This window comes from Parashewanella spongiae, from assembly GCF_004358345.1.
In the GTDB taxonomy this organism is placed as follows: Bacteria; Pseudomonadota; Gammaproteobacteria; order Enterobacterales; family Shewanellaceae; genus Parashewanella; species Parashewanella spongiae.
Window position 1 is genome coordinate 4,186,554 of record NZ_CP037952.1, and the last position, 11,816, is coordinate 4,198,369.

Genomic DNA, 11,816 nt, shown 5'->3' on the forward strand with positions numbered 1-11,816 from the left:
CAAAAGATAATGAAATTGAGCGTAAATTGGTTTTGTCCCTCCCTTGCCAACTTGGTCGGCTGGCGCATTTTTACCCCAAAATCATTTATAACATTAAAACAAAAATGCAATTAACATTATAATATTGTCGTTGTTCTATGATGTTCATTTTATCATGCGATCATTCTAAAAAGTGTGCTCGCGAGTATCAAGTTATATGGGGAGACTCGCTCAATACTATCATTCTTGAGTTGAATTTATCCTCGATAAACTCAAGTCCAAATTCATCTTTGAGAAAACTTATCATTCCATTTTTTAACGTATTATTGCCATGGTATCCAGTTATGATAGATGTTATGTTGGGTTCATTGTTTTTTTTGTGGTAACAAAATAATAGTTTTGCGAAAGCTACTGGAACAACTCGATTATGTGTACCATTGCTTGGATGTTCTTCGAAGATTTTATCCATATGCAAATCTATACAATGATTAATTAAGCCAACATTCTTCTTATATAGTCCTTCTATTATCCCTTTATCAATCATGCTTGCAAAATTATCTTTTTCAAGCGGCGCAAGTTGAGCATGTATTTGTGAAGGAGTACTTATGTCACATTTGTTCATTATTTTTTCTAAATACCATATTCCAGTGTCAAATTCCTTAACCTTAATACATACTTTAATAAAGGCATTGTAAATGGCAACATCAGGCTTGATGTTCCATTGCTGCATTAAGCTGGTTGTATCTGTAGCACCATCGCCCAACACTAATGATTTGGCTTCTGCATAACGCCCCGTTTCAGCGCAGGCCGTCAGCAAATACATGCAGGTGATTTTATCGGCTTTTAATGGCAAATAAGGAGCCATCACAGGCTCGTCACCACACACCAGTTGCCAAGCACTATCAAATTGGCCAGTTTTAGCGCATACCGTGATAAAGGCATCGTAAATGGCAGCATTAGGCTTGATGCCCCACTGCTGCATTAAGCTGCCTATATCTGTATCGCCCAACACCAATGATTTAGCTTCTGCATAACGCCCCGTTTCTGCGCAGGCAGCCAGCAAATTCATGCAGGTGATTTGATTGGCTTTTAGTGGCAAATGAGGTGCCATCACAGGATCGTCACCACACATCAGTTGCCAAGCGCTATCAAACTGGTCACTTTTGGTGCATACCGTGATAAAGGCATTGTAAATGGCAACATTAGGCTTGATGTCCCATTGTTGCATAAAGCTGGCTGTATCTGTATCCCCACCGCCCAACACCAATAATTTGGCTTCTTCATAACGCCCCGCTTCAGCGCAGGCCGTCAACAAATTTATGCAAGTGACTTGATTGGATTTTAATGATAAGTGAGGTGCCATCACGAGCTTATCACCACACACCAGTTGCCAAGCACTATAAAACTGGCCAGTTTTAGCGCATACCGTGATAAAAGCATTGTAAATGGCAACATCAGGATTGATGCCCCATAGTTTCATTAAGCTGGCTGTATCTGTATCGCAATCGCCCAACACCAATGATTTGGCTTCTGCATAACGCCCCGTTTCAGCGGAGACTGCCAGCAAATTCATGCAGGTGATTGAATCAGCCTTTAGTGGCAAACGAGGTGCCATCACAGGCTTGTCACCACACACCAGTTGCCAAGCACTATCAAACTGGCCAGTTTTAGCGCATACCGTGATAAATGCATTGTAAATGGCAACATTAGGCTTGATGCCCCACTGCTGCATTAAGCTGCCTATATCTGTATCGCCCAACACCAATGATTTAGCTTCTGCATAACGCCCCGTTTCAGCGCATGCAGCCAGCAAATTCATGCAGGTGATTTGATTGGCTTTTAATGGCAAACGAGGTGCCATCACGGGCTTATCACCACACACCAGTTGCCAAGCACTATCAAACTGGTTCGTTTTAGCACATACCGTGATAAAGACACTGTAAATTGCAACGTTAGGCTTGATGTCCCACTGCTGCATTAAACTGTCTGTATCTGTATCGCCATCGCCCAACACCAATGATTTGGCTTCTGCATAACGCCCCGCTTCAGCGCAGGCTACCAGCAAATTCATGCAGGTGATCTCATCTACCTTTAGTGGTAGGTGGGGTGCCATCACAGGCTTAACACCACACACCAGTTGCCAAGCACTATCAAATTGGCCAGTTTTAGCGCATACCGTGATAAAAGCATTGTAAATGGCAACATCAGGCTTGATGCCCCATTGTTGCATTAAGTTGGCTGTAGCTGTATCGCCATCGCCCAATACTAATGATTTGGCTTCTGCATAACGCCCCATTTCAGCGCAGGCAGCCAGCAAATTCATACAGGTGATTTGATTGGCTTTTAGTGGCAAATGAGGTGCCATCACAGGCTCGTCACCACACACCAGTTGCCAAGCACTATCAAATTGGCCAGTTTCAGCGCATACCGTGATAAAGGCATTGTAAATGGCAACATCTGGCTTGATGCCCCATTGTTGCATTAAGCTGGCTTCAACTGCATTGCCTAGCATCAACTTTTTGACATCTGAAAAATTTAACTTTAGCTTAATTAATTTAAGTAATAGTATGCATGTTTGCGATTCATAGCACGATTTAAGTCGTGTTATGTCACTAAAAACGCCGTCGAAATTAGATGAATGGCTGTCAGAAAGCTCGGCCGCTTTATGTAACAATTTATGGATTAACTTTATGTCCCATGATATTTCCATGACTTGTTTGTCGTTTTTTAGGGTGTGAATGATTTCAATAAGTTGCGAAAGTTTAGTGCAACGACTAATTAATGCATTTAACTCTAGACCCAGTTTATTTTTGCTTTTCTGTTTAAGTTTCCAAGAATGAATAAGCGCACTGGTCTGAGTAACAAAAAAACTAGATGAGGAAGATGGTTGCTGTATTTGCTTGGTATATTGAGTGCTCGATTGTGGAGTAATGGAGCGGGGCTCAGTTGCAAAATGTTGGTGAATATTTCTTGGCCTCTCACAATAATGAGTCTCTCGTGTGTGAGAGTTAGAGCGAGTCGACGATGGTTTCTTGTTGAAAAAATCATACAGCTTTTGTCTATCGGTTTTGCTTAATAGTTGATAACACTGTTGCAACTCTTCATTATTATCAAATTTTGAAACCTTAAAGTTTAGATAGGATACGGCTTCGTTTGGGTATTCTTGGAGGCTTTTGAGTACGGATTCATATATTGATTGTTGTTCAGCAGAAGTACGCACTGTCGCCATTACATTATTCTATAAGTGAATGAATTAACAGGCTAAAAATAACGCGTTGAAAAGATAAATACAAAAATATTTAGTTTTAAGATATTCTATAAATGTATAACAGAAAATTATCCACCGCACAGAGGAGCCGTTTCGTAGCTAATAGTTGTACCTCAGGTTCAAGCAAAAAATAATGAAATTGAGCCTTGTTCAATATGAAATGAGTCTTACGAAGGATTAATTTCTAATATGAAATGAGTCTAAAGCTCAAATTCTGTTCATGATCACCATATTGAAGTTGATTATGAATATTGAAAATTTACTTTCTCTAGCTGCGCTAAAAGAATTTATTGACGGTAACCAACCTGTTGCGTTTACAGTACTCGGCTCCAAAAGTAAAAAGTATCAGTTCATTCAAAAGACATTGATAAAGCTCACCTATTTAACGCTTCCTCGGAGTGATAAAGGCATCGTTAAACGCTAATTCCTTTTTGAACTGCTAAGTTATGAATACATCACCGAAGTGTTTTCTGATTGTACCAAAAATCAGTTTTTGTCTTCTCTTTAGAATAAAAACGACATGGTATTTACAATCCAATCTAGTATGAGACAAACTCTTATAATACCAATTACAGTAATTAAATTCCCTGCTCAGAGCTATGTATGTGTACAAAGTACAAGTGAAATTGATGAAGACATAGTTATTACCGACATACAAAACTGTCGTTATTACATTGCTACGTAGAGACAATTTTGCGTAGTAATTTGGACACATACAAGCTCCCGAAGGGCAAGGCTAAAGGATTTCATTACCACGTTACAAGTTTTGAATTATCCCGACAAAAGCACTAAGTGCGTTGAACGCCAGTTTTGTATGGCGGCCGTAGGGAATATAGTACTTCAAACTTGCGCCTTGTACAGAAAACCTTTATCTCTTGCTGAGTGAGAGATTAATTACTGTAATTGGTATTACTTCTATGCGCCCAACTGATTTTTCTAGGGTTAAGTGCTGTTGTAATGAAATCACCATTTGTTGACTGACTTAATTCAACCATTTTTCATTAAGATCATATTTTCTTTTGTGCTGTTAGCGGTGATTTAACCCAAAGCCACTTTCTGAAATGTATTCAAGAGGGCGTTATGGTAAATGTACTTACCTTCTGGCTATGGTAATAAGTCTCGTATTTTCAAGTCTATCAATTACAGTATCTACACAAAAGTCATGGCCTAACTTATCATTTAAATAACGAACCATCTTTCCGAAATTATAAACATTGCTTAAGTGATAACGCGTTCTATTCTTATCAAAAGAGTAAATATGCTTAATCCCCATGGATAACTGAGAGCATTCAGGGAAACATTCAAAATCAGAAGATGTTGTAATAAGCACTCCATTCTTAACCAAGGCATAGGATATTTTTTTAAGAAAATTTAAACATAATATCTCAGCATCAAACTCAGAATGCTCCTCAGTAAATTTTCGAAAAACAAACTTTATAGACTGTGTTGCAACTATACATTTTATATTTTCATATAAATGAAAAGGAAATGTTTCAAAGTTACAAGGATAAATCAGGCAGTTTTCAGAGATATAATTAGACTCTATAGTTTTTTCTTTTGAATTTTCAGAATCTACAAATTTATTTAAAAACGTTGGAAGAAGATCTTTTCCTGAATAATCTTTTTTTGGATAATATAATGGAGATGAAAGTTTAAAATACTTACCTTCTTCGTGTTCGAAACCATCAGGTCTTTGGAAATTAGTTAAGACTTTTAAATTATTATCAACGGAAATTAATCTCACTGATTTTGGCATAACGGATAATATCTCGACTAACTGTGGACAACAGTGTCGAGTAATTAGTCTATCTGGGTACACCAACCCTATTCCAAGTTGTAATATGTCATCGCCAGCTATGAATGGAACCCTGCTAATAATACCTAGTAAGCTTGGGAATCTCAGCAGCTCTGTAAGATAGTTGTCATCATAAGCTAGTGATTTCTCTGACTCTTTAATTGTGCTTAATGCTTCTTTTTCAATTATCGGTGACGGCAAAACAGAATAGGTTGAAGCTATCTGAAGAAAAGCCATATACATGCTAATAATTAATTATAACTGTTGAGCATTATTAGTAAAAAAAAAGAAATAATAAAGTTAAATATATTTAACTTTATTCGTCGTTATACTTATTTCTGTTTCAAGTCCTAAGTTTACTTTTTAAGGTTAGTCGTGGCTTCCAGCGATTTGATGTTCACAATTTGGTTTTAGAGATACTTTTTCTAATGCAACCTGTTGATATTGTATTGAAACCTAATTTCATTAATGCCTAGCGATTTGTTACTTTCGGAATGAAACTCTAACCATCTAAACATTTGGAGTTATAATACATTAATCAAGTTTACTGAGAAGTCGGGGATGTATTTTTTACTCGAATTCGGTTCAACTTAGCTAAATAGTTGCTGCCCAATAATAATCGTCAGTCCATAGCCCAAGCTGTAGCAAATAAACAAAGCAGGGAAGTATTTTAAATAGCTTCCAAATGTCAGCTCTTTTACTTTGCTCATTGCAATTATTCCGGCCGCGCTTCCTATTACCAGCAATGACCCTCCAACGCCGACGCTATAGGTTAGTCCCATCCATTCAGACAATGACAAGGTTGGATCCGCTTTTAGCAAAGCAGCCGTCATCGGCACATTATCTAATAACGCCGATGCCATACCAGTAAAGAAGTTTGAAACGTCAGGGTTGTATATGCCGTACACGTTCGCGAGCATATCCAATACCCCTATTTGTTTTAACATGCCCACCAGCAGCAAAATGCCTAAAAAAAACAGTAAAGTCTCGAACTCAACTTGCCTAACATACTCCAACACTTGCACTTCTTCTTTCTCGCTTCGAGCAAAGGTTCCAATAAGAAACATTAAGGACAAACCGCTCAGGAACGTAAGCACTGGCGGTATAGCAAACACGATATTTAATATCATCGTCATGATAATTGTTGTTAAAAATAGCACAGCAATGGCAACATCGACCTTTTGATAGTTGCGAGTAACCTCTTGAGTTGTCACTGTACCTTTAGCGTTATACGAGAACATGAAAGATAGGAAAATGACACTGATTGCAGATGGTATGAGTAAACTCAATAGTTCAGACATTTGCACATGCCCACTTAAGAAAATCATTAAGGTTGTTACGTCGCCAGTGATCAGTGCCACACCTCCTGAGTTAACTGCAAAAATTACCAATACGGTCATTTTAAGCTTAATTTCAGAACTTAATTCAAAAGTACTCAATAGTCCGAGAGTCACTAAGGTTGCAGTAACATTATCGCAAAAGGTAGACAAAATAAGGGCAAACATAGCCACTTGAATCATCAGTATTCTCACGGATACCTTGCTTGGGAATATTTTTTGCACGATTACTTGGATCATCCCTTTCGCATTCAAATATGCCACGAATGTCATTGTCGACATCAAAAAAAGCCACAAGGTCGCTATTTCAAGCAAATTATCATTCAGCTGATTATCGATAAGTTTTGTTTGATTTGGATCTGACGCCGCAACAAATAAAAACACCCATGATAAACAACCTAAAAATAAGGTCGTTTTGGCTTTATTGATATGAGTAAGATCTTCAAAAATAATGGACAACAATGCAATAATTGAAAGGATGATCAGAAAAGTATTGAGCATTTCGTTTCCGCCAAGGTTCTATTTGTTACAGGTATTCATCTGAAATGACTAATTAATTTCAGTGTAGGTTAATTCCATAGAAACGCACGTGAGAACATCATGCTCTCTATAATTCCACGCGCATAAAATCACACTCATATTAAAATAACAACTCGTTGAGGGTTGATAAATACCGAAATTCATTATACATACAGACAACAAAAGACTTTGAAAGCATTTACAAAGTAATTAATATTCTTTCATGTTGTTCTGAGCGGCATAAAATCCACCTCATTATAAACCTAACTAAATCGGTTGAACGCACAATTTAACTTCAATAGATTAAAGTTAAATTGTGCGTTCAACTGATATATTTAGGATAATACCAATTACAGTAATTAAATGCTCAACTCAGAGCTATGTGTGCGTATAAGTACCTGACCATAAGTTTCTTAAGATTTTCTAGTGCCCAGTTTCAGCACTCTACGGTGTTGCAACTTCGGTTACATAGCTACGGCTATTCGCCCTATATTGCGTCTGGTATAGCACTAAACCTGAACACAATAATTATCAAAGAACTTATCGACAGGTACTTAAAGTACAAACGAAATTGGTGAAAACATAGTTATTACCGACATACAAAACTGTCGTTACTTCGTTTCCAAATAAGAAAACGATAACGCATCAGAAATGACCAATTTACGCTGTCTTCGATGCTTTTGAGCATTCACGGTTCTGTGTTGTGACCAGCTCACTTAAATGGCTAAGCATCACTGCTCACGCCTTGAACAGATAAATGCTCAAATAGCACAAAATTCAATCCTGAAAGATCAACAGACCCTAATTACTGTAATTGGTATAAGGCACTAGATTTCCACTTTCGTGGGAATAACGAAATCACCGCATCGAGTTGTGCATATATCACTCACTCGTGTGGTTGCCCTAATGATTGATTGCAATATAAGAAGACAATTTATGATTTTAAGAATTATGAGTACAATGTTTTTATTTAAAGGTCAGATTAAACATACCTGAAGCAAAACCTCCTGATTTTGCAACCTCCCTAACTGTTTTTCCACTCGAGTTTTTGAGCAACAGATCTTGACACCCACTCTTTCCTAATTTAGATACTATCGCTTTTCTGTTTAGTCTCATTGCCAAGAAAATCGGGAATTCACCAGAACCGTCAGGGGCATTGATATAAGAAGCTAGATTAATGAATTTACGGCTGGTTTCTTTCTGTTCCTCAGTAATAACAAAGTCTTCTTCGTCTTCTTCCGACTCTTCTCCAACCCAAATTATATTCTTAAGATTTTCAACGATACTTACACTATTATGTTTAACAGCTAAATGGAGCGGGGTTGTATTATGTTCGTCCCATGGCGCTGTTTGCAATAATAATAATGCACAATTGCTATGACGGTTTTCTAATGCTAGTTCAAATACCGTTTTATTATCGTTGGATAAGTCACTATGTTTAAATTTACTTGGCTCTGACAACATCAGCTCCATGATGTCTTTTTTACCTTCTTTACATGCTAATTGAAATGCTGAATAATTTTGTCCGCCATATACTTTAAATGGATCTAACTTAATACTTGTAGAAGACTCAAAAATATCAAAATCACCAATTTCACAAAGCCGAACAACAGCTGATGTATCACTATCGATAACAGCCGTATTTAACTCGTCTATTAACTCTTTGAGTGTTTTGCAGGGCTTTACTACTTCTATTGCAACCTGAGGGGCTGGTACATCGACTGCAACCATAGGCAGTAGCGGCGCAGTTTTAACTTCTGGCTGGCTTGTGCTTTGAATTCGAATTTTCGATTTATTAGGAGTTGCTATATCGACTGCAACCACAGGTGGTAGTGGCACAGTTTCACCTTCTGGCTGACTTGTAATACTCAACTCACTTTGTGTTGTAATTTTCGATTTATTAGGGGCTGCTACATCGACTGCAGCCATAGGAGTTAGTGACACAGTTTCACCTTCTAGCTGGCTTTCAGTATTCAACTCTTTTTGTGTTCTAATTTTCGATTTAATGCTTGGAGTTGTCGCAACGGCGCTTACTTTATTAATAGGCTTGGGGTCAAAGTCAATTGTTTCATTCAGTGTTTCTAAATATCTAACTAATTCTTTGTTCTCACTTTGAATTGCTGCATCAAAAATAGCTTTTGAAGCTTCAAGAGAACCGTACACATTTTGGACTTCTCCATATAGCATGGTACTTGCTAGCGTTACGTCCTCATCGGTAACAAAAATCTTTCCTTTCAGTTTTTGCGCTACTAAAACTTTTATCAGTAACTTAAATATCCTCACGTTGCCTGTTAAGGCAGCCTCATGAAGCGCATTACGCCCATCTATATTTTTTATCGATAAATCAACACCGTTACAGTAAAACAATATCAGCTTAGCCTCATCATAGTTATTACTTTGAATCGCAAAATGTAACGCTGTATTACCTTTTGGAGTAACTTTATTTGTATCAACATTTTCTTGGTTTAGTAAAAGCACCAAACTGAGTAAATCATTCTTTGACACAGCATGTTGAATTAAATAGGTTCCGTTAGCTAATCTACAATTAACGACATTGGGTGACGTACTGCAAGTCCTTGCCAAAGCAATATGGCCGTTATGACCAATCCCATCAAATAAATCAGCCGCTAGTTCGTCATTAGATCTATTTTGAACTTCAGTGCCTACCTTGGTCATTAAGTGACCAACAAATTCTTTTTCAAAATTTAATTTAATCAACTGCATAGTTAAGGTATTGACAGCCATTTGGTAGCGAACAAAATCTTCACAACTCTTTGCTTTGAACTGAATTAACTTTTTTGCAAACTCAAACAAAGACTCTTTATCATCTTCGGCTGCAATCACTTGAGTCATTAACGCCCAATTGACGGGTCGACTTCCATCCAATAAATCATATTCATAACCGTTTAAAATACAGATATCTGGAGCAAAACTCTTCTTTGAGGCCACTTCTGTTAAACGATAAAGCCCTGTACTTTCTCTGCTTAATATTACATTCGGGAAGAGCGAAGATGTAAGCGTTTGTCCTGCACTTATTTTTTGTGACGTTAACAAAAAACACTTCTTCACTACATTGGCATCTATTTTGTATTTAACAATAAGTAACTGCATTAACATTGAGGGAGAAATACAAGTTCTTGCAATCTCACGAACTCTTGATAACTGTGTTTCTGAAACTGTTGTGCATGTGGCTGCGATTCGATTTACGTACTTTAAACCCAACCCCATTTCGTTCGAGACAAAAGCTACACAAGCTGAAATATTGGCTAAATTTGGTTTTATTCTATTATGTGTTAAGTAGCTTCTGACACAAGAAAAAACAGTTTCAACCAATGCTTGCTCAAATTCGACAGTAATATTCTCTATTCCTGCGTTCAAGGTAATTAGTGCTCGATGGGTATTTAAATGCATTACTTTCCCTGTTGATGCTTCCTGCTCACATTGTAACTGTATGACTGCCGCTTCTTTAGATTCCATAGTTGACGGACCATTCAGTTTTATGCACAGTTCATCAATATGATCTTCAACGCTCCCAAACTGCTCTTTGTACACTTGATCTATCTTAAAATCATCAAACCTTTGAATATTGCTTTTAAATTGCTCTAGACGGGGATTAACCCGCACTCGTGACTCAACTGATAAGTTATTTTCAATAGCAACATATAAATCTTCGAGTTTTGAAACTAGTTTAGCTTTTGAATCCAAAGTCTTTGGATTGGCAACAACATTGACTTCGTTAGCTTCCGTCAGAGCACCTGAATAATATAGAGTAGAGCTTAATGTGTTTGAAAATTCTGGTGTCATTACCGTTACCCTTAAAACAATAAAATACGCTATTTCTATTTATACCAATTACAGGAAATATAGAGATGTACGCAGGGTATGGTTGTCCAACCTCGTCTGCAAGATTAGTGAAGCATAATTAATTAAATGGTTAAAAAGTAACGTGATGAAATTATGCACAAAATAATCGTACAAAGGTGTTACTTCCACCTTTCACATCCCTTAACAGACGGCATTTTCATTAGCTGAAAACTATATTTTATAGGCGCATCAGTATATACTTCGCAGCTATTTTTTATCCGTATTTGAGGTATGGGTGTGCAAGGTACAGAATTAAAAGAATTTATCGTTGACAAAATTGACGATTTAAAAGCAAAAAATATCATTACATTTGACGTAAAAGAGAAATCTACAATTACCGATTTTATGGTGATTTGCTCAGGAACATCAAAAACCCACGTTAAAGCAATTGCTGAATATATCGCTCTTGAAACTAAAAATGCTGGCGTACCTCCACTTGGTGTTGAAGGAAGAGATGGTAGCGAATGGGTATTGGTTGATCTCGGTTCTGTTATTTTGCATGTCATGCAAGAACAAACTCGTGAATTTTACCAACTAGAAAAACTTTGGTCAGATACTCCCGAGTAATGAAACTTCAACTTGTTGCGGTTGGCACTAAAATGCCAGCTTGGGTAACCAGCGGTTTTCAGGAATATCAGCGGCGTTTTCCTAGAGATATGGCGCTAGAGCTTGTTGAAATTCCTGCAGGAAAGCGTGGAAAGAACGCTGATATTGCTAGAATTCTTCAAAAAGAAGGCGAATTAATGCTTTCAGCTATTCCGAAGAGCAACCATATTGTATCTTTAGATTTGCCCGGAAAAAATTATACAACACCGGATCTTGCATCTGCCATGAATAAATGGCAACTTGATGGGCGTGATGTCAGTTTACTCATTGGTGGCCCAGAAGGTCTTTCACCTGCTTGTAAACTAGCCGCGAGCCAGAGTTGGTGTTTATCTGCTCTAACCTTGCCTCACCCTTTAGTAAGAATTGTTGTTGCTGAAAGTTTATACCGAGCTTGGAGTGTGAATAACAATCACCCTTACCATCGAGAGTAAGGGTAAATAATTTTAAT

At 37.5% G+C, this 11,816-nt stretch carries 7 protein-coding genes; 3 read left to right on the forward strand and 4 right to left on the reverse strand.

Going from position 1 to position 11,816, the window contains the following annotated elements:
• Nucleotides 1-187: 187 nt before the first annotated feature.
• Nucleotides 188-3,208, reverse strand: coding sequence for a pentatricopeptide repeat-containing protein (locus tag E2I05_RS16580; protein ID WP_121853444.1), 3,021 nt, complete (start codon nt 3,206-3,208; stop codon nt 188-190).
• Between the two features lie 283 nt (nt 3,209-3,491).
• On the opposite strand from E2I05_RS16580, the gene E2I05_RS16585 reads away from it, so the two are divergent.
• Nucleotides 3,492-3,671 carry a hypothetical protein gene (locus E2I05_RS16585; protein WP_133309754.1) on the forward strand — a complete coding sequence of 60 codons (180 nt, stop codon included), beginning with the start codon at nt 3,492-3,494 and terminating at the stop codon, nt 3,669-3,671.
• A 669-nt stretch (nt 3,672-4,340) separates the two neighbouring features.
• On the opposite strand, the gene E2I05_RS16595 is transcribed toward E2I05_RS16585, so the two are convergent.
• The 3 genes from E2I05_RS16595 to E2I05_RS16605 form a co-directional block, all read right to left on the reverse strand.
• Nucleotides 4,341-5,279, reverse strand: a complete 939-nt coding sequence (locus tag E2I05_RS16595; RefSeq protein WP_121853447.1) for a hypothetical protein — start codon at nt 5,277-5,279, stop codon at nt 4,341-4,343.
• 353 nt (nt 5,280-5,632) lie between these two features.
• On the reverse strand, nt 5,633-6,880 hold the full coding sequence (nhaD, locus tag E2I05_RS16600; RefSeq protein ID WP_121853448.1) for a sodium:proton antiporter NhaD: 1,248 nt from the start codon (nt 6,878-6,880) through the stop codon (nt 5,633-5,635).
• Nucleotides 6,881-7,864: 984 nt separating this feature from the next.
• Complete coding sequence (locus E2I05_RS16605; RefSeq protein WP_121853449.1) at nt 7,865-10,702, reverse strand: ankyrin repeat domain-containing protein; 2,838 nt, start codon at nt 10,700-10,702, stop codon at nt 7,865-7,867.
• A gap of 297 nt (nt 10,703-10,999) precedes the next feature.
• Here E2I05_RS16605 and rsfS point away from each other — a divergent pair, with 297 nt between their 5' ends.
• Nucleotides 11,000-11,329 (forward strand): ribosome silencing factor, encoded by a 330-nt coding sequence (gene rsfS, locus E2I05_RS16610; protein ID WP_121853465.1) that lies wholly within the window; start codon nt 11,000-11,002, stop codon nt 11,327-11,329.
• Nucleotides 11,329-11,799: a 23S rRNA (pseudouridine(1915)-N(3))-methyltransferase RlmH gene (gene rlmH / locus E2I05_RS16615; RefSeq protein ID WP_121853450.1), complete on the forward strand. Its 471-nt coding sequence runs from the start codon at nt 11,329-11,331 to the stop codon at nt 11,797-11,799. Before rsfS ends, rlmH begins: the two co-directional genes overlap by 1 nt.
• Nucleotides 11,800-11,816: the final 17 nt, after the last annotated feature.

Coding starts and splice junctions, on each gene's coding strand:
- rlmH (WP_121853450.1), top strand. CDS start 11,329: ATGAAACTTCAACTTGTTGCGGTTGGCACTAAAATGCCAGCTTGGGTA.
- E2I05_RS16595 (WP_121853447.1), bottom strand. CDS start 5,279: ATGGCTTTTCTTCAGATAGCTTCAACCTATTCTGTTTTGCCGTCACCG.
- E2I05_RS16585 (WP_133309754.1), top strand. CDS start 3,492: ATGAATATTGAAAATTTACTTTCTCTAGCTGCGCTAAAAGAATTTATT.
- E2I05_RS16580 (WP_121853444.1), bottom strand. CDS start 3,208: ATGGCGACAGTGCGTACTTCTGCTGAACAACAATCAATATATGAATCC.
- nhaD (WP_121853448.1), bottom strand. CDS start 6,880: ATGCTCAATACTTTTCTGATCATCCTTTCAATTATTGCATTGTTGTCC.
- E2I05_RS16605 (WP_121853449.1), bottom strand. CDS start 10,702: ATGACACCAGAATTTTCAAACACATTAAGCTCTACTCTATATTATTCA.